General features: G+C 62.7%; 16 protein-coding genes. 7 read left to right on the top strand and 9 right to left on the bottom strand.

Features of this window, described 5'->3' with window-relative positions; genetic code table 11:
* The first annotated feature begins 139 nt into the window (after window positions 1-139).
* The gene (locus V1294_RS03645) at window positions 140-955 is read left to right on the top strand and encodes an exodeoxyribonuclease III (protein WP_334487737.1); all 816 of its coding nucleotides are present in this window, start codon (window positions 140-142) and stop codon (window positions 953-955) included.
* A 156-nt stretch (window positions 956-1,111) separates the two neighbouring features.
* On the opposite strand, the gene V1294_RS03640 is transcribed toward V1294_RS03645, so the two are convergent.
* Window positions 1,112-1,552, bottom strand: coding sequence for a cyclic nucleotide-binding domain-containing protein (locus V1294_RS03640; RefSeq protein ID WP_108520114.1), 441 nt, complete (start codon window positions 1,550-1,552; stop codon window positions 1,112-1,114).
* Window positions 1,553-1,603: 51 nt separating this feature from the next.
* A complete protein-coding gene (locus tag V1294_RS03635) occupies window positions 1,604-2,290 on the bottom strand; it encodes a response regulator transcription factor (RefSeq protein ID WP_028348340.1) in 687 nt (228 codons plus the stop codon).
* A gap of 265 nt (window positions 2,291-2,555) precedes the next feature.
* Between V1294_RS03635 and V1294_RS03630 the strand changes: the two genes are divergently transcribed.
* Together V1294_RS03630 and V1294_RS03625 are read left to right on the top strand one after the other, a co-directional pair.
* Complete coding sequence (locus V1294_RS03630; RefSeq protein ID WP_334487734.1) at window positions 2,556-3,125, top strand: L,D-transpeptidase family protein; 570 nt, start codon at window positions 2,556-2,558, stop codon at window positions 3,123-3,125.
* Between the two features lie 15 nt (window positions 3,126-3,140).
* Window positions 3,141-3,926 (top strand): 2-keto-4-pentenoate hydratase, encoded by a 786-nt coding sequence (locus tag V1294_RS03625; RefSeq protein WP_334495206.1) that lies wholly within the window; start codon window positions 3,141-3,143, stop codon window positions 3,924-3,926.
* Between the two features lie 137 nt (window positions 3,927-4,063).
* Here V1294_RS03625 and V1294_RS03620 read toward each other — a convergent pair whose 3' ends face one another.
* Entirely contained in the window at window positions 4,064-4,741 is a 678-nt protein-coding gene (locus V1294_RS03620; protein WP_334495204.1) for a YggS family pyridoxal phosphate-dependent enzyme, read from the bottom strand.
* 118 nt (window positions 4,742-4,859) lie between these two features.
* On the opposite strand from V1294_RS03620, the gene V1294_RS03615 reads away from it, so the two are divergent.
* The 4 genes from V1294_RS03615 to holA all read left to right on the top strand — a co-directional run bounded on the left by V1294_RS03615 (window position 4,860) and on the right by holA (window position 10,877).
* Window positions 4,860-6,551: a sensor domain-containing diguanylate cyclase gene (locus V1294_RS03615; protein ID WP_334487725.1), complete on the top strand. Its 1,692-nt coding sequence runs from the start codon at window positions 4,860-4,862 to the stop codon at window positions 6,549-6,551.
* Between the two features lie 129 nt (window positions 6,552-6,680).
* Window positions 6,681-9,305 (top strand): leucine--tRNA ligase, encoded by a 2,625-nt coding sequence (leuS, locus tag V1294_RS03610; protein WP_334495202.1) that lies wholly within the window; start codon window positions 6,681-6,683, stop codon window positions 9,303-9,305.
* Window positions 9,292-9,843, top strand: coding sequence for an LPS assembly lipoprotein LptE (gene lptE / locus V1294_RS03605; RefSeq protein ID WP_108520101.1), 552 nt, complete (start codon window positions 9,292-9,294; stop codon window positions 9,841-9,843). Before leuS ends, lptE begins: the two co-directional genes overlap by 14 nt.
* A gap of 5 nt (window positions 9,844-9,848) precedes the next feature.
* A complete protein-coding gene (holA, locus tag V1294_RS03600; RefSeq protein WP_334495200.1) occupies window positions 9,849-10,877 on the top strand; it encodes a DNA polymerase III subunit delta in 1,029 nt (342 codons plus the stop codon).
* Window positions 10,878-11,043: 166 nt separating this feature from the next.
* Here the strand turns inward: holA and V1294_RS03595 are convergent, their stop codons facing one another.
* From V1294_RS03595 to rho, 6 genes are all read right to left on the bottom strand, one after another.
* Window positions 11,044-11,928, bottom strand: coding sequence for a ParB/RepB/Spo0J family partition protein (locus V1294_RS03595; protein WP_334487717.1), 885 nt, complete (start codon window positions 11,926-11,928; stop codon window positions 11,044-11,046).
* Between the two features lie 179 nt (window positions 11,929-12,107).
* Window positions 12,108-12,959 (bottom strand): ParA family protein, encoded by an 852-nt coding sequence (locus V1294_RS03590; RefSeq protein ID WP_334487715.1) that lies wholly within the window; start codon window positions 12,957-12,959, stop codon window positions 12,108-12,110.
* Window positions 12,956-13,654, bottom strand: a complete 699-nt coding sequence (rsmG, locus tag V1294_RS03585) for a 16S rRNA (guanine(527)-N(7))-methyltransferase RsmG (RefSeq protein WP_334490114.1) — start codon at window positions 13,652-13,654, stop codon at window positions 12,956-12,958. The genes V1294_RS03590 and rsmG overlap by 4 nt, the downstream gene beginning before the upstream one ends.
* Window positions 13,655-13,876: 222 nt before the next feature.
* Complete coding sequence (gene mnmG / locus V1294_RS03580; RefSeq protein ID WP_334495198.1) at window positions 13,877-15,760, bottom strand: tRNA uridine-5-carboxymethylaminomethyl(34) synthesis enzyme MnmG; 1,884 nt, start codon at window positions 15,758-15,760, stop codon at window positions 13,877-13,879.
* Window positions 15,761-15,890: 130 nt separating this feature from the next.
* Complete coding sequence (gene mnmE, locus V1294_RS03575) at window positions 15,891-17,225, bottom strand: tRNA uridine-5-carboxymethylaminomethyl(34) synthesis GTPase MnmE (RefSeq protein ID WP_334495197.1); 1,335 nt, start codon at window positions 17,223-17,225, stop codon at window positions 15,891-15,893.
* Window positions 17,226-17,516: 291 nt separating this feature from the next.
* Complete coding sequence (gene rho / locus V1294_RS03570; protein WP_108520089.1) at window positions 17,517-18,782, bottom strand: transcription termination factor Rho; 1,266 nt, start codon at window positions 18,780-18,782, stop codon at window positions 17,517-17,519.
* Window positions 18,783-18,980: the final 198 nt, after the last annotated feature.

The following is an 18,980-nucleotide window of genomic DNA, read 5'->3' as shown; positions in this document are numbered from 1 at the left end:
AGGCTCCGCGTGCCCACCGGCAGGGTCGCGGTTCGATAGATGGTGGGCACGGCGCAGATGCGCCTTTGCCGACCCCACGAAATTCCAGCTGTGGACAAGCAGGCGACGTCATCACGAACCGTGTTAAGACACGGCCCTCATGCGGTTTTCCCTGACAACGTGGAATATCAATTCGGTGCGCCTGCGCATCGACATCGTCGCCAAATTCCTCAAATCGGCGCGGCCGGACGTGCTGTGCCTGCAGGAAACAAAATGCATCGACGACGCTTTCCCGCTGAAGCGATTCAAGCGTCTCGGCTACGAGCATGTCGCGCTGAACGGACAGAAGGGTTATCACGGCGTCGCCATCGTCTCGAAACTGCCGTTCGAGGCCACCGATATCCGAACCTTCTGCGACAACATCGATTCGCGCCACATCTCGGTGGCGTTCGGCGAGAAGGCGCAGCTTGCGAAGCCACTGGTGCTGCACAATTTCTACGTTCCGGCCGGCGGCGACATTCCCGATCCCGCGCTCAATCCGAAGTTCGATCACAAGCTGAAATTTCTCGACGAGATGAAGGCGTGCGAACCGCTGCATCCGCGCGGCGACGACCGGCATATCCTGGTCGGCGACCTCAATGTCGCGCCCCATGAGAACGACGTGTGGTCGCACAAGCAGCTTTTGAAGGTCGTCTCGCACACGCCGATCGAATGCGAGAAGCTACTGGCGGCGCAGACCCATGGCGAATGGTTCGACGTCGCGCGCGAGCGGATCCCGCTTTCGGAAAAGGTCTATACCTGGTGGAGCTACCGCGCCGCCGACTGGACGGTGGGCGACCGCGGCCGGCGGCTCGACCACATCTGGGTCTCGCGCGCGCTGAAAGACGGTGTCAGCGATTTCAAGATTACGCGAGATGCCCGCAGCTGGGAGCGACCGTCCGACCACGTGCCGGTGACGGTGACGCTGGACGTGTAGCTTCGCCTTCCCTCCCTGGAGCGACCGATGCCCAGGCAAAAAAGCGAAAACAACCCCATGCAAAGTAGAATGAGCACCGGCTCGCGGTACTCATGCCGCGTGCGTCCGGAACACGAGGCAGTCCGTCGTCGCGGCCCAACCTGATCTCATCCTGCACTAGATACTCAGCTTGGCGCCGGCCATCAAAATATCGCTGGCGAGCTGGCTGGTGCGGGTGGCGAGCTCGTCGCGCAGGCGGCGCGCCGCGCCCGGATCGCTTTCGAGCACGCGTTGAAACAAGCTGCGCGCCACCCGGATGACCGAGGAATGATCAAGCGCGACCGCACTCGACGGCCGCTTCATCGCGACGATAAGCGCCAACTCGCCGATCAGGGCACCGGGGCCCGCAACGACTTCGGCGCCGCCGTCCTCGACGCGGATCGCGCCGCGTTGAACGATATAGCCCGCATCCGCCTCGTCGCCGGCGTTGAACAAATAATCGCCGGGCGAGAAATCGCGCTGCTCCGAGCCGATCGCCAGCATGCGCAAGGCAGCCGTTCCCAACAGGCGCAATGTCGGGACCCGCTCGAGCAGGGCTACATCATCTTCGATCGACATGGACCTGTGACCGGGATGCGCGAAAATTACGAAACGTAGCTGCGAATCGTATCACGGCACCAGCTTGTAGCCACCGGCTTCCGTCACCAGGATTTCCGGATTGGCAGCATCCTTCTCGATCTTCTGCCTGAGACGGTAGATATGGGTTTCCAGCGTGTGCGTGGTGACGCCCGAATTGTAGCCCCAGACTTCCTGCAGCAACGTCTCGCGCGAAACCGGTAACTGGCCGGCGCGATACAGGAAACGCAGGATCGCGGTTTCCTTCTCGGTCAGTCGAACTTTTCTGGCATTGGCGGCGGTCAGCATCTTGGAGCCGGGCCGAAAGCTGTAGGGACCGACGGAAAACACCGCGTCCTCGCTGGCCTCGTGCTGGCGGAGCTGCGCCCTGATCCGGGCGAGCAGGACCGCGAACCGGAACGGCTTTGCGACGTAATCATTGGCGCCGGATTCGAGCCCCAAGATGGTGTCTGAGTCAGTGTCGTGGCCGGTCAGCATGATGATCGGCGCCTTGAAGCCCCCCTTGCGGAGGCTGCGCACGACTTCCCGCCCATCGGTATCCGGCAAGCCGACATCCATCAGCACCAGATCGGGGGAATTGGCCTTGGCGGCGCTGGCGCCCTTGGCGCCGGTGTCGACCGCGGAAGCTTCGAACTCCTCGTGCAACGATAGTTGCTCGACCAGTGTGTCGCGCAGATCGGTGTCGTCATCCACGATCAGGATCTTGCGGGCATTGGGCATAGGATACGATCCTCTTGAGGGCAGGCGGCGGACACAAGTGGAAGCGTCTCAAGCCGGGTCTTGGTCGGTGACAACCTGATTCGCAGGCAAACTTCACAAGCAAGCCGGGTCATCAGGGTACTGATTCGTATTGAGGTAAGAGATTGTTACAGATTCTCAAGCCGAACCGCAGTCTATCCCAAATTTGAGGCGCGTTTGGATGAATGTCCTGTAATGGCGTAGGGAATTGTGGCGGGAAAGGCAACCCCAGGATTCGGGCACAGGCATGGAAAGCAACGCTATTACAATCACTTATAAGACAGCCACGCGTGATCGGCCGCTGACGGCAATCAGGGTCCACCGGGCGGCCGGCGATCCGCGCCGGGGCTGGCTGACGGCCGACGGTTGGACCGTGCCGGTGGCACTTGGCCGCGGCGGCATCCTCGCCAACAAACGGGAGGGCGACGGCGGCACCCCGAAGGGCACGTACCGCCCGCTGCAATTGTGGTGGCGCGCCGACCGCCATCCTCGGCCGCGGACCTATCTTCCGGTGCGGCCGATCCGGCCCGAAGACGCCTGGTGCGAGGACCCGCAGGACCGCCGTTACAATCAGCCGATCCGTCTGGTCCGCGACCAGCCCGGCGACCGGCTGACGCGCGAGGACCACCTCTACGATTTCATCGTCGAAATCGATCACAACGCCGGCCCACGGATAGCCGGCCGCGGCAGCGCCGTGTTCCTGCATCTGGCACGCCCCAATTTCTCGCCGACGGCCGGGTGCATTTCGATGACGAAATCCGCCATGCTGCGGCTGTTGCGGCGGATGGGCCCGCAGACCAAGATCATGATCGGCTGATGGGAAATCAAAACAATGCTCGATAAGAACGCGATAGCAGCCGCATCAAAGACGCTGCATGACCACTGGCGCGCCGGCACCAAATTTGCCGGCCTCGACGAAAAGCTGCGGCCACGCGACCGCATCGAAGGCTATGCGATCCAGGCGGGAATCGAGCAATATTCATCCGATAGTTTGTTCGGCTGGAAGATCGCTGCCACCAGCGAGGCCGGACAAAAGCACATCAACGTCGACGGCCCGATGGCCGGGCGTATCCTGGCCGAGACGGTGATATCAGATGGCGGAACGGCTTCGATGACGGGCAACGAAATGCGCGTCGCTGAGCCGGAATTCGCCTTTCGCATGCGCGTGGATCTGCCGGCGCGTACCACGCCCTATACCGTGCAGCAGGTGCTCGACGCGGTCGACACGCTGCATCCCGCTATCGAGATTCCGGATTCGCGGTTTGCCGATTTCGTCAGCGCCGGTGCCGCGCAGATCATTGCCGACAACGCCTGCGCGCATCTGTTCGTGCTCGGCCCGCCGGCAGTTGCAGACTGGCGCTCGCTCGATCTTGTCGAGGAACGGCCGGTCATCACGATGCGCGGCCAGCAATTCACGGGTCACGGCAAGAATGTGCTCGGCGATCCCAGGATTGCACTGACCTGGCTCGCCAATGAACTGCGCCAGCTTGGCGTGACGTTGAAGGCCGGCCGTGTCGTCACGACCGGCACCTGCCACCCACCGCTGCCGATACAGTCGGGCGATTTTTGCGCAGTTGATTTCGGCGCGCTCGGAAAGGTGTCGGTGGGGTTCAGCTAAGCTCCTTCCACGTCATTGCGAGCGAAGCGAAGCAATCCACTCTTTCTATCCGTGGATAGATGGATTGCTTCGTCGCTTCGCTCCCTTGCGCAAACGCTTCGCGTTTGTCGCAGGCAATGACGGAGAGGCAAGCGCGTTCAGCGGTGCCCGAAAATCGCCGACCCCACGCGCACATGTGTGGCGCCGAGCTGGATCGCTACCGCGAAATCGGCGCTCATGCCCATCGACAGGTTTTTCAGCCCGTTGCGCGCGGCGATCTTGGCCGTCAACGCGAAATGCGGCGCCGGCGCTTCGTCGACCGGCGGGATGCACATCAAGCCGGAAATGACCAGGCCATATTTGTCGCGACAGTTCGCGATGAAGGCATCCGCCTCACCCGGCGCGACGCCGGCCTTTTGCGGCTCTTCACCAGTGTTCACTTGAACGAACAATTCTGGCCGCTTGTTCTGGGAATTGATTTCCCTGGCTAACGCTTCGCAAATACTGGGACGGTCGACCGAATGGATGGCGTCGAACAGCGCCACCGCCTCCTTCGCCTTGTTGGATTGCAACGGCCCGATCAGATGCAGCGCAATTCCGGGACAGGCCGACACCAGCGCCGGCCATTTCGCCTTGGCTTCCTGCACGCGATTTTCGCCGAACACGCGCTGCCCGGCATCGATGACAGGCGAAATCGCTGTTGCTTCAAATGTCTTCGACACCGCGATCAGCGTCACCGACGCGCGCTCGCGGCGCGCTTCCTTGCACGCGCGCGCGATGTCCTGCTCCACCTGGGCCAGGCCGGTTGGTAAAGACTTGGTTAGCGGTGTCGCCATCTCTCTCGCTTCATGTCCTGATTTCGGCCGGAAATTTTACGGCATTTCCTCGAATTTTACCAAGTTCGGGAAAGGCTTTTTGAAACCTTCGCTCTACCCTCCGCTGTGGGGGGACAGGATGTCTGGCGTTACTTTCAACCGCAATCGGGTCAAACTCAAGAAGCTTCTGGGAATCCGGGCGCGGCTTGCCATGCTGGCAGTGATGCTGGTGGCGCCCTTGATGCTGGAGCGCGTCCGCTCGCTCGAAGACACCCGCGCCAAGCAGATCGCGATCGCTTCGGAAGAATACGCCAATATCACCCACCATAGCGCGGAGACCCAGCGCGAGGTGATCTCCTCCGTCGAGACGATGCTGAAATCCGCCGCCTATATCCGCGCCTCCAGCGGCATCGGGCGCAGTTGCGAAATCCTGCGCGCCAGCCTGCCCGCCAACCTGCCCTGGATCCGCAGCATCATGCTCGTGAGCAAGGACGGCGTGGTGCAGTGTTCCACGCTGAATATTCAGGTCGGCCTCAACATCGGCGATCGCGACTATTTCAAGAAGGCGCAGGAAACCCGCGATTTCGTTTTCAGCGACTACCTGTTCGGCAAGACCAACAACCGACCGATCATGATGGCGGCCTATCCGGTTTCCGCGATCAATCCGGACGAAGATTCGGTAGCGGTCGCCGGCATCAATCTCGACTGGCTGTCGAAGATCATGGCCAACCTCGGCGGACGGCCGGGCATTTCATCTCTCCTGATCGATAGCACCGGCGTTGTGCTGGCGGCGCCACCGGACCAGGCCAGCATGATCGGCCGGCCGCTCGACAACGTGCCGCTGCTGTCGGCCATCACCTACAAGGCGCTCAGCTCCAACTCCGATACGGGCTCGCTTTCCTTTACCGCTAACGACGGCTCCAAGCGCGCCATCAGTTTCGCGCGCATTCCCGGGACGCAATCGCGCCTGATCGTCAGCGTCGACGAGGCCAAGGTGACGGCCGCAATCAATCGCGACATCCGCACCGCCTATCTTCAATTGGGATTCGTCTGCCTGTTCGTGCTGCTCGGCGCGCTGATCGGGGCAGAGAAGCTCATCATCAATCCGATCGAAGTCATGACCGGCATGGCCAGGCGGTTCGGCGAAGGCGACTGGTCGGCCCGCGTCTCGCGCAGCCGTCTGCCGCTGGAATTCATGCCGCTGGCGCGCGCCTTCAACGCGATGGCGGCGCAACTCAGCCAGCGTGAGCGTGAACTTGTCGCCACCAACGACCGGCTCACCGTGATGGCCTCGATCGACATGCTGTCGGGCCTCGCCAACCGCCGCGGCTTCCAGAGCCGGCTCGATTTCGAATGGTTGAAGGCGCAGCAGTATCATTGCGAGCTGTCGCTGTTGATGATCGATGTCGATCACTTCAAGCTTTACAACGACACCTATGGCCACCCCGAGGGCGACGCCTGCCTCACCCGGCTCGGCGAAGCGCTGGCCGGCATCGCCGCCGACACAATGGGCTTTGCCGGCCGCTATGGCGGCGAGGAATTCTGCCTGCTGCTGCCGAACACGAGCCCGCAGAAGGCGCTGGAGATCGGCGAAACCGTGCGCGCGACCATTCAAGGCCTCGGCCTGCCGCATATCACCTCCAGCCACTGCATCGTCACCGTCAGCGTCGGCGTGGCCGCGACGCTGCCGAGCGACGCCCAAACTCCCGGCGATCTGATCGAGGCGGCGGATGCCGCCCTCTACGCCGCCAAGCACCGCGGCCGCAACACTGTGGTCGAACACGGTTTTGCCAAGCTGGTGGACGAGGCGGGCATAGCGATGGCGGGATGAGCGGACGCTCCGCGCCTCCGGTCAAATGGCCGTTCCCACCATCCCAACCCGTTGACCCCGCAGCCGCTTTTGTGGCCTAGTCCGCCGTCCTCTGGACCGGACCGAATCCACAAAAAGCGCTGCGATTTCATGACCTCCGAACGTTACAACGCCCGTGATTCCGAGCCGCGCTGGCAACGCCAGTGGGCAGAAAAGTCGATTTTCGTCTGCAAAAACGACGATCCGCGGCCGAAATATTACGTGCTCGAGATGTTCCCCTACCCGTCCGGGCGCATCCATATCGGGCACGTCCGCAACTATACGCTGGGTGACGTGCTGGCCCGCTACATGCGGGCGAAGGGCCACAATGTGATGCACCCGATGGGTTGGGATGCGTTCGGGCTGCCGGCGGAAAATGCCGCGATCGAGCGCAAGGTCGCGCCCAAGGCTTGGACCTACGACAACATCGCCGCGATGAAGAAGCAGTTGCAGTCGATCGGACTGTCGCTGGACTGGTCGCGCGAATTCGCAACCTGCGACCCTGGCTACTACAAGCATCAGCAAAAACTGTTCAACGACTTCCTGCGCGCCGGTCTCGCCGAGCGCGAGAAGCGCAAGATCAACTGGGATCCGGTCGACATGACCGTGCTCGCCAACGAGCAGGTGATCGACGGCCGCGGCTGGCGCTCCGGCGCTGTTGTCGAGCAGCGCGAGATGAATCAGTGGGTCTTCAAGATTACGAAGTACTCGCAAGAGCTGCTCGACGCGCTTGACACGCTCGACCGCTGGCCCGATCGGGTGCGCGTCATGCAGCGCAACTGGATCGGCCGCAGCGAAGGCATGCTGGTCCGCTTCGCGCTCGATCCTGCGACCGCGCCGAATGGCGATAACGATCTGAAAGTCTTCACCACGCGACACGACACCCTGTTCGGTGCCAAGTTCATGGCGATCGCACCGGATCACCCGCTGGCGCAGGCCGCGGCTGCGAAGAATCCAAAGCTCGCGGAGTTCATTGCCGAAGCAAAGCGTCACGGTACCGCGCAGGAAATCATCGATACCCAGGAGAAGCAGGGTTTTGACACCGGCATTAAAGCGATCCATCCGTTCGACCCGAGCTGGAAGCTGCCGGTCTATGTCGCCAACTTTGTGCTGATGGAATACGGCACCGGCGCGATCTTCGGCTGTCCGGCGCACGACCAGCGCGACCTCGATTTTGTGAACAAATACGGGCTCGGCAACACGCCGGTGGTTTGCCCGGAGGGCCAGGATCCAAAGACCTTCTTCATCACCGATACCGCCTATGACGGCGACGGCCGTATGATCAATTCACGCTTTCTCGATGGCATGACCATCGAAGAGGCCAAGGAAGACGTCGCGAAACGGCTGGAAACTGAAGTTCGCGGCAACCTGCCGGTCGGCGAGCGCAAGATAAACTTCCGTCTGCGCGACTGGGGCGTTTCACGCCAGCGCTATTGGGGTTGTCCAATCCCGGTGATCCACTGCCCGAAGTGTGACGTCGTACCGGTGCCCGATGCGGACCTGCCGGTGGTGCTGCCGGAGGATGTGACCTTCGACAAGCCCGGCAACGCGCTCGACCATCACCCGACCTGGAAACACGTCAGCTGCCCGAAATGCGGCGGCAAGGCGCAACGCGAAACCGACACGATGGATACCTTTGTCGACTCGGCATGGTACTTCGCGCGCTTCACGGATCCGTGGAACGAGACGGCTCCAACCACACGGGCCATCGTCGATCGGTTGATGCCGGTCGATCAGTATATCGGCGGCGTCGAGCACGCGATCTTGCATCTGCTCTACGCGCGCTTCTTCACCCGCGCCATGAAGGCTACCGGTCACATCGCCTATGACGAGCCGTTCGCCGGCCAATATACGCAGGGCATGGTGGTACATGAGACCTATCAAAAAGCTGACGGCGGCTACGTCACGCCGGCCGAGGTCAAGATCGAAGCCGGCGGCAATGGCAAGCGCGCCATCCTGCTGGAAACCGGCGAAGATATCACCATCGGCCCGATCGAGAAGATGTCGAAGTCGAGGAAAAACACCGTCGACCCCGACGACATCATCGCGACCTACGGCGCCGACGTCGCGCGCTGGTTCATGCTGTCGGACTCCCCGCCCGACCGCGACGTGATCTGGAGCGACGAGCGCGTGCAGGGCGCCTCGCGCTTCGTGCAGCGGCTGTGGCGGCTGGTGAACGAATCGGCCGAGATCGCCAAAATGGCCCCGGCCAGCCGGCCGGCCTCGTTCGGCGCGGACGCGCTCGGCTTGCGCAAGGCGGCCCATGGTGCGCTGGACAAGGTGTCGTCCGGAATCGAGCGGCTGCATTTCAACGTTTGCCTCGCCCATATCCGTGAATTCACCAACGCGCTGGCCGAGGTGCTGGGTAAGGGCGGAACACCGTCGCCGGACACCGCCTGGGCGGTTCGGGAGGCCGCAATCATCCTGGTTCAACTGTTCGCGCCGATGATGCCGCATCTGGCCGAGGAATGCTGGCAGGTCCTGGGGCAGTCCGGGCTGATTTCGGAGGCCGATTGGCCCCAAATCGAACGCGATTTGCTGGTTGAAGACACCGTGACGCTGGTGGTCCAGGTCAACGGCAAGAAACGGGGTGATGTTACCGTGCCACGGGTCGCCCAAAATCCGGAAATTGAGGCTGCCGTTTTGTCGCTCGATGCGGTAAAACTCGCTCTCGGCGGCAAGGCCGTCCGCAAGGTAATCGTTGTTCCCATGAGGATCGTGAATGTCGTTGGCTAGGACCCGGATCGCCGTTCGGCTCATCGCCGTCGCCGCTCTGGCGGCGCTCACGGCCGGCTGTTTCCAGCCGATGTATGCCGAACGTAATGACGGCAAGCCCGGCTTGCGGGAAAAGCTGATGGGCGTGGAAGTCCCGCCGGTGGACAAGCCCAATGCCTCCCGCGAGGCCCGGATCCAGGTTGAGATCCGCAACGCGCTGGCGTTCAAGCTCTACGGCAACGCCACCGGCATGCCGCCGACCCATCGGCTGGTGCTGCGCTTTAACACCTCGCGCTCCTCGCTGATGCTCGATCCCGCTACCGCGCTGCCGTCGAGCGAAAATTACGGCATCGATGCACAGTACAATCTGATCGACCTCGCCACCAACAAGTCGGTCATGACCGGCACGACCTTCTCCCGCGTGTCCTATGACATTCCCGGCCAGCTCCAGCGCTTCGCGCGCCAGCGTGCCTTCCGCGACGCCGAGGATCGCGCCGCCAACGAGATCGCCGAAAACATCCAGACCCGGCTGGCGTCGTTCTTCTACGCCGGCACCTGATCCCGTTGGTCGCGCTCCGCGGAAAAGACATCGACGCTTTTCTCGCCCGGCCTGATGCCGGCCGCCCCATCATTCTGCTCTACGGCCCCGATGCCGGTCTGGTCCGCGAGCGTGCTGACGCGCTGATAGCCTCCGCGGTCGACGACCCCAATGATCCCTTCTCGCTGGTGCGGCTGGACGGCGACGAACTGTCGGCCGAGCCGTCGCGGCTGGTCGACGAGGCCATGACGATCCCGATGTTCGGCGGCCGCCGGGCCATTCGTGTGCGCGCCGGCTCCCGCAGTTTTGCTGGCGGAGTCGATACGCTGGCCGATTCTCCGATAAAGGATTGCCGCATCGTGATCGAGGCCGGCGAGCTGCGGCCGGAATCGCCGCTGCGCAAGGCCTGCGAGCGCGCCAAGACCGCGGTCGCTATCGCCTGCTATCCCGACACCGAGCGCGACCTCGCAAGATTGATCGACGAGGAATTGCGCTCCTCCAATTTACGGATCGCCGCTGACGCGCGCGCCGTGCTGATGTCACTGCTGGGCGGCGACCGCCAGGCCTCGCGCAACGAGCTGCGCAAGCTGGCGCTCTATGCCCACGGCAAGGGCGAGATCGCGCTCGACGATGTCATGACCGTCGTCTCCGATGCGTCCGAGCTGAAGTTGGACCCGATCGTGGACGGCGCCTTTGCCGGCAAGCCGGATCTGGTCGAAAGCGAATTTGCCAAAGCGATGGTCGCCGGCACCTATCCCGGCGTGATCATCTCCGCCGCGCAGCGCCAGGCGGCGTGGCTGCACAAATCGGCGCTTGCGGTGGCCGAAGGCACGCCGGTCTCGACCTTGCTCGAAAGCGGATATCCGCGCCTGCATTTCTCCCGCAAGGGCGCCGTCGAAATCGCGCTGCGCAATTTCAACGTGACGCGGCTGGCCGCCATCATCGATCAGCTCGGAACGGCCGCGCTCGACATGCGCAAACAGGCATCGCTGGCGTCAGCGATAGCTCAGCGCACGCTGCTCTCGATCGCGGTGAATGCGAAGCGACGGGGCTAGCTCTTCTCCCTCGCCCCGCTCTTGCGGGGTCGAGACGAGCGAAGCTCGCTCTTAGAGGGTTGGGGTGAGGGGTTCTATCCGCTGGCACGGGTGATAGCTGAGGGTCCGGTGCCCCCTCACCCGGCGCTTCGCGCCGACCTCTCCCCGCAAGCGGGGCGAGGGAAGATCAGCCGCCCTTCTCCAGCCGTCGCATCACCTCATCTAGCTGTTCGAGGTTGCGATAGCTGATCTGGACCGTGCCGCCGGGGTCGCGGTGGTTGACGGTCACGGCAAGACCGAGTGCATCGCTGACGCGCTTCTCCAGCGCGATCGTGTCGGGATCTTTTGTCTTGCCGCCGCCGGCCCGCGCCTTTTGCGGCTTGCGTTCCGGCACGCCCTCTTCATGCGCCAGCGCCTCGGTCTGGCGTACGTTCAGCCCCTCCTCGACAATACGTTTCGCCGCGGCCAGCGGATCGGGCACACCGATCAGGGCGCGGGCGTGCCCCGCCGACAATTGGCCGTTGGCGATAAAGGCCTGCACCTCCGCCGGCAGCTTCGTCAGCCGCATCATGTTGGCGACATGGCTGCGGCTCTTGCCGACATCCTTTGCGATCTCTTCCTGGCTGCGTTTGAACTCGTCGGCGAGGGCGTGATAGCCCTGTGCCTCTTCCATCGCGTTGAGGTCTTCACGCTGCACGTTCTCGATAATCATGATCTCGAGCGCGTCAGAGTCGCTGACATCCACGGGAACGATCGGGACTTCGTGCAGGCTGGCGAGCTGCGCGGCGCGCCAGCGGCGCTCGCCGGCGATGATCTCGTAGCGATCCTGCGAGCCCTTCACCGGCCGCACCACGATCGGCTGGATCACACCGTGCTGCCTGACCGAATCGGCGAGTTCGCCGAGTTCGGCATCGGAAAAGGTCCGGCGCGGGTTGCGCGGATTCGGCTTCAGGAACTCGATCGGCACCTTGCGCTGGTTGCGCGGCCGGTCGACATGCGCGGCCTCGCCGCCGACATCCCCAATCAGACTTGCGAGACCACGACCCAGTCGCGAACGCGTTTCGTCGGCCATCGCCGCCAACTCCCTAGGATTCACTTCGCTACTCCGGAACTAGAAATTTCGACTCTGTTAAATCGCGGGTGGAAGCGACTTGTCCGCCGTAGCTCAACGAGCGAAGGCGGAAGCGTGCCCACCGATTTTCGCGACAATGGCGGGCACGGCGAAGACGCCTTTGCCCACCCTACGCCCGACTAGTGCGTCCTCAGCTCGCGCTCGCGCTGGATCACTTCCGTCGCCAGCTTCAGATAGGCTTCGCTGCCGACGCATTTGAGGTCGTAGACCAGCACCGGCTTGCCGTAGGACGGCGCCTCGGAGATGCGCACGTTGCGCGGGATCATGGTATCGTAGACCTTGCCGCCCATGAACTGCCGCACGTCGGCGACAACCTGGTTCGACAAATTGTTGCGCGAGTCGAACATGGTCAGCACGATGCCGTGGATCGACAGGTTTGGATTGAGCGTCGAGCGCACCTGCTCCACCGTCTGCAACAATTGCGACAGACCTTCGAGCGCGAAGAACTCGCATTGCAGCGGTACCAGGATCGCATCCGAGGCCGCCATCGCGTTGACGGTGAGGAGGTTGAGCGACGGCGGGCAATCGATCAGCACATAGGTGTACTCGGTGTCCGGCGCCGCGTTCTTGTTCAGCGCGGCGATCGCGTCGCGCAGGCGGAAGGCGCGGCCGGGCGTCGTGCCGAGTTCGAGCTCGAGGCCCGACAGATCCATGGTCGAGGAGGCGATGTGCAGCCGCGGCACCGCGGTGGCAACCACCGCTTCGCGCAGCGGCGCTTCACCGATCAGCACGTCATAGGTCGAGCAGTTGCGGTTGCGGCGATCGATGCCGAGACCGGTCGAGGCGTTGCCCTGCGGATCGAGATCGACGATCAGGACGCGCTCGCCAATTGCAGCGAGTGCGGTGCCAAGATTGATCGCCGTGGTGGTCTTGCCGACGCCGCCCTTCTGATTGGCCAGCGACAGGATGCGTGGATGGGGCGGTGGAGTGGGATCTCTATCTTCTTGATATAACTCGTCTAATTCGCTCATGCCCGATCGCCATATGTGATCGCGGAGGGGTTGCGCCGCTCGATCCGATCGAGTTCGACGATCCAGCCGTGCCCGCCCGTGCGGCTGGAATGGAGTCGCGGTTCGATATTCCAATATTTAGTGGCCTCGGTCAATTCAGCCTCTACATCTTGGCCCTTGAGAAACAAAGCTTTTGCGCCTTCTTTCACAAACGGTTCCGCAAAACCGACAAGCTGATGTAACGGAGCCAGCGCCCGCGCAGTGACGCAATCGACGCGACTGCCGATTCTATCCACACTATCCCCGATGCCCGCCAAATGCACGGTCGCAGCCGCAGAAGTTACGCGAACCGCCTCACGCAGGAAGGCCGCCTTTTTGGCGTTGCGCTCGACCAAATGGACATTGGCACCAGGCGTCTCGGCCAGGGCGCAGGCCAACACCACGCCAGGGAAACCGCCGCCGCTGCCAAAATCGACCCAGGCCTTCGCTGTCGGAGCCAGACTCAGAAGCTGGAGCGAATCGGCGACGTGTCGGGTCCAGAGGTGCGGAAGCGTCGATGACGCGACGAGATTGGTTTTGGCCTGCCACTCCACGAGGAGGTCAACATAGCGATCGAGCCGCGCCTCTGTTTCACGTGAAACGGGGGTGAGGGCGAGAGCTGCGGCCTTGTCCGCCGTCGAGAAGGGGTGACTTGCCTGTGCAGTAATTTTGACCATTGAAACGCCGTCGCCCTTGGGGCCGTCATTGCGAGCGAAGCGAAGCAATCCATCTCGCCACGAAACAGGCATGGATTGCTTCGTCGCTTGCGCTCCTCGCAATGACGACATCAATCATAGGATGGTGGGGCGAAGCGATACCCATCAGACGACCCGCGCATTGGACGATGGGTATCGCTACGCTCCATCCATCCTACATCAACGTTTCACGTGAAACAGATTTTACGCGCTCGCCTTCGAAGTCTTCCGCCGCACCTCACGACGCAGATACGCCGCCAGGATACCCAGCGCCGCCGGCGTCAAGCCATCAAGCCGGCCCGCCTGCCCCACCGTCCGCGGCCGCGCCGCCTCGAGCTTGGATCGCGCCTCATTGGAAAGCCCGGGCACATCGGCGTAGTCGATATCGGCCAGGACCAGTCCCTCGTCCCGCCGGAACGCATCGACGTCGGCGGTCTGGCGCTTGAGATAGACATCATACTTGGCGTCGATCTCGAGATGGACCGCGATGAAGGGATCGACGGCCGACAGCTCCGGCCAGATGCCGCGAAGCATCTCCCACTCGATCTCCGGATAGGCCAGCAACTCAAACGCCGAACGCCGATGGCCATCCCGGTTGAGAGCCAGGCCATGTCTGCCCGCCTCGTTGGGAGTCATCGTCAGGGACTTTGCCAACGCCTTGGCCGCCGCCAGCGCGGCCATCTTGTCGCGATGGCGCTCTGAGCGCGCCTTCCCTACGCAGCCCAAGGCGATGCCCTTGTCGGTCAGGCGCTGGTCGGCATTGTCGGCCCGCAGCGTCAAACGATACTCGGCCCGCGACGTGAACATCCGGTACGGCTCGGTGATGCCGCGGCTCACGAGGTCATCGATCATCACTCCGAGATAGCCGTCCGCCCGATCGAACACGATTGGATCTGCGCTGCCCGCAGCCAATGCCGCGTTCAGGCCCGCGACGATTCCCTGAGCCGCCGCCTCCTCATATCCGGTCGTGCCGTTGATCTGTCCGGCCAGGAAGAGACCCGGCAGGCGCCTGGTCTGCAGCGTCGGCTCGAGCTCACGAGGGTCGACATGGTCGTATTCGATGGCATAGCCCGGCCGGACCATCTTTACCCGCTCAAGTCCGGGAATGGTCGCAAGGATCGCGAGCTGAACCTCCTCCGGCAGCGAGGTCGAGATGCCGTTGGGATAGACCGTGGAGTCGTCGAGCCCTTCCGGCTCCAGGAAGATCTGGTGACCGTCGCGATCGCCGAACCGGACGATCTTGTCCTCGATAGAGGGACAATAGCGCGGACCACTGCTCTTGATCTGTCCGGAGTACATCGGCGAACGGTGCACGTTGGCCCGGATCACCTCATGGGTCGCCGGCGTCGTCCGGGTGATCCCGCACTGGATCTGCGGCGTCGTGATCCGATCGGTCATGACCGAGAACGGCTCCGGCGGATCGTCACCGGGTTGCATTTCAATGGCGGGCCAGTCGATCGTCGTGCCATCGAGCCGCGGCGGTGTGCCGGTCTTCAATCGCCCGAGCGTAAAGCCGATCCTCTCGAAGGACGCCGAGAGCCCTATCGCCGGCGCCTCCCCGACCCGTCCAGCGGGCCAGTTCTTTTCGCCGAGATGGATCAGACCACGCAAAAAGGTACCTGTGGTGATGACCACGGCACCGGCACTCCACTCGCGGCCGTCGCCCAAGCGAATTCCAGTCACCCGGCCATTCGAGACGATCAGCTCATCCGCCTCGCCTTCGACCACGCTGAGATTGGCAGTCTCCCGGATCGCGGCCTGCATGGCGGTGGCGTAAAGCTTGCGGTCCGCCTGGGCCCGCGGTCCACGGACTGCCGGACCCTTGCGGCGGTTCAACATCCGAAACTGGATCCCACCGGCATCGGCCACCCGGCCCATCAAACCATCCAGAGCATCGACCTCGCGGACCAGATGGCCCTTGCCGAGACCTCCGATGGCGGGATTGCAGGACATCGCTCCCACGGTCGCAAAGCGGTGCGTCACCAGCGCGGTCTTGGCACCCATCCGCGCAGCCGCACTCGCAGCCTCGCAGCCGGCGTGGCCACCACCGATGACGATGACGTCGAAGGAGTCCGCTCGGGAAATCATGCCGCGACTTCTATCCCGGAGTTGAAAAACGCGGAAGGGAGAAATTGCCGAGATTGTTTCACGTGAAACAACGGCTCCCGGAACCGGCCGACTGTTTCACGTGAAACAGGTCCCCATAGTTAAGGAAGCATTACTTACCTACACAGAACTCACGGAAGATGACGTCGAGAATGTCCTCGACGTCCACACGCCCGAGCAGCCTTCCCAGGGAGCGTGCCGCCAATCGAAGTTCTTCCGCCGCCAGCTCCTCGCCCTGCCCCACTACTGCGACACTGCGTCGAAGCGAAGTCGCTGTCTCCTGCAGGAGTTTCCGTTGACGGGCTCGGCTGATCAGTCCGCTCTCGGTGCCGCCAAAGTAGCGCTGGGCGAAATCAACCAATGCCGCGATCAGCTCCGGCACGCCATCGCCGCGGCTCGCCGAAATCTCGAAACTCCTTAGGCCCGGCGCGCCAGCTTCGGCCAATGGCCGAGCTGCTTCGAGATCGATCTTATTTCGCACTCGCCATATTGGCGCGGCCCCATCGTGATCGAACGCCGCCTGCAAAGAGTCGGCCAGCCACAGCACGAGGTCCGCATCCGCCGCACGCGCCCGGGCACGACGGACGCCCTCCTGCTCGACTGGATCGTCCGTCTCACGAATGCCCGCGGTATCGATCACCGTCACCGGATAGCCGTCGAGATCGAGCTGCACCTCGATGACATCGCGCGTGGTGCCGGCATGCGGCGACACGATCGCGACCTCACGGCGCGCAAGCTGATTCATCAACGTCGACTTGCCAACATTCGGCGGCCCCGCGATCGCAACGACGAGGCCATCGCGAAGCCGCTCGCTCCGCCCCTGCCCGGCCAGGACTTCCTCGATCTCGACCAGCAGCGCTTTGACCTTCGCGAGCGCCGGCGCGATCAATTCCGCCGGCACGTCGCCCTCGTCCGAAAAATCAATCCCGGCCTCGATCAAGGCAGACGCTTCGATGATCCGCGCGCGCCAATCGCGCGCTCTGTCGCCGAGCAGTCCCTTCAACTGGCGCAGCGCCTGGCGCCGCTGCCGATCGGTGTCAGCATGGATGAGATCGTCGAGACCTTCGGCTTCCGTCAGATCGAGCTTGCCGTTCTCGAAAGCGCGCCGGGTAAATTCTCCGGGCTCGGCCGGGCGCACATCTTCGAATCCGGACAGCGCCGCGAACAAAGCCGCCAGCACCGCGCGTCCGCCATGAACATGAAATTCCGCGACGTCTTCTCCGGTCGCGCTGGCCGGACCCGGAAACCACAACACCACCGCATCGTCGATCGGCCGCTGGCCGACATTCCCAAGCAGCGCACGGGTGGCCATTCGCGGCGACGGCAATTTGCCGGCAAGCGCCGTCACGATCTTTCCGGCCTGCGAACCCGAGACGCGCACCAACGCGATCGCGCTCGGTGGCCGGCCCGACGACAATGCAAAAATGGTCTGATCCCGCGGATGCATGGCCTATTTGTGCGGGAGGTTTTGAAAAGGCAACGCGATTCGATTCGGGGCCTGAACGCGCAGGCCATACCGCCGGCGTATTGCGAGACAGGTGCGGCAAGGATGCTGCAAAATCCGACGGGGCGCCCTTCCCTGGCAGCCGGATCAATATAAAATTCAATAGCTTAGATGGTTAACCAATTCCTAACGCCGATTTTCCGATCCTGCATTCGCGTCGCAGCGGCGACCGCAGCATGAAAAAGGGCGCCCCGCTTCCCGCGAGGCGCCCTCCTCCACACCTGGCCTGACGGATCAGGTGTTCATGGAATCGAAAAACTCTGAGTTGTTCTTGGTGTTGCGAAGCTTGTCGAGCAGGAAGTCGATGGCGTCCATGGTGCCCATCGGATTGAGGATCCGGCGCAGCACGTACATTTTCTTCAGGAGCTGCGGATCGGTGATCAGCTCTTCCTTGCGGGTGCCGGAGCGCGAGATGTCGATCGCCGGGAATGTCCGCTTGTCCGAGACCTTGCGGTCGAGGATCAATTCGGAGTTACCGGTGCCCTTGAATTCTTCGAAGATGACTTCGTCCATGCGGCTGCCGGTATCGACCAGCGCGGTCGCGATGATCGTGAGCGAACCGCCCTCCTCGATGTTGCGCGCGGCGCCGAAGAATCGCTTCGGCCGTTGCAGCGCGTTGGCGTCGACACCGCCGGTCAGCACCTTGCCGGATGACGGCACCACGGTGTTGTAGGCGCGACCGAGACGCGTGATCGAGTCTAGGAGAATCACGACGTCGCGGCCGTGTTCGACCAAGCGCTTCGCTTTCTCGATCACCATCTCGGCGACCTGGACGTGACGCACGGCGGGTTCGTCAAACGTGGATGACACCACCTCGCCCTTCACCGAGCGCTGCATGTCCGTGACTTCTTCCGGACGCTCGTCGATCAGCAGAACGATCAGATAGCATTCCGGATGATTGGCGGTGATGGAGTGCGCGATGTTCTGCATCAGCACCGTCTTGCCGGTGCGCGGCGGCGCCACGATCAAAGCGCGCTGGCCTTTACCGATCGGCGCGACGATGTCGATCACCCTTGCAGAAAGGTCTTTTCGCGTCGGGTCTTCGAGTTCGAGGCGGAAGCGTTGGTCGGGAAACAGCGGGGTCAGATTGTCGAAATTGACCTTGTGCTTGGACTTTTCCGGATCCTCGAAATTGAGGGTGTTGACCTTCAGCAGCGCGAAATAACGTTCGCCTTCTTTCGGGCTGCGGATGTGGCCTTCGATAGTGTCGCCGGTGCGAAGGCCGAAGCGGCGGATCTGCGACGGCGAGACGTAGATGTCGTCGGGGCCGGGCAGGTAGTTGGCATCTGGCGAGCGCAGAAAGCCGAAGCCGTCGGAGAGAACCTCAACGACGCCTTCACCGATAATATCGATTTCCTGGATCGCGAGCTGCTTGAGAATGGCGAACATCAGCTCCTGCTTGCGCATGGTGCTGGCATTTTCGACCCCGTTCTCTTCCGCGAACGAGACGAGCTCGGCCGGCGTTTTCGATTTGAGGTCCTGGAGTTTCATTTCCCGCATTGGGGTGGTCCTGTGGAGTGTTCTTTAGGGAAGGGGTGCGAGGTGGCTTAAGGAAAAAGCGGACACGAAAAAGGGAAGGTCCGCAGGTCTAAGCAAGGAAAGCGCCGGTGAGGCTTCAAACCTGATGCGGCGGCCGGTCCAATGAAGAAACCGGAACGCAGCCACATCCGCCTGCGTGGGGTGGGATTTCGACAATAT

Origin of the sequence: Bradyrhizobium sp. AZCC 1678 (assembly GCF_036924765.1) — a bacterium.
In the GTDB taxonomy this organism is placed as follows: domain Bacteria; phylum Pseudomonadota; class Alphaproteobacteria; order Rhizobiales; family Xanthobacteraceae; genus Bradyrhizobium; species Bradyrhizobium algeriense.
This window is presented reverse-complemented; position numbering and strand designations above follow the sequence as displayed.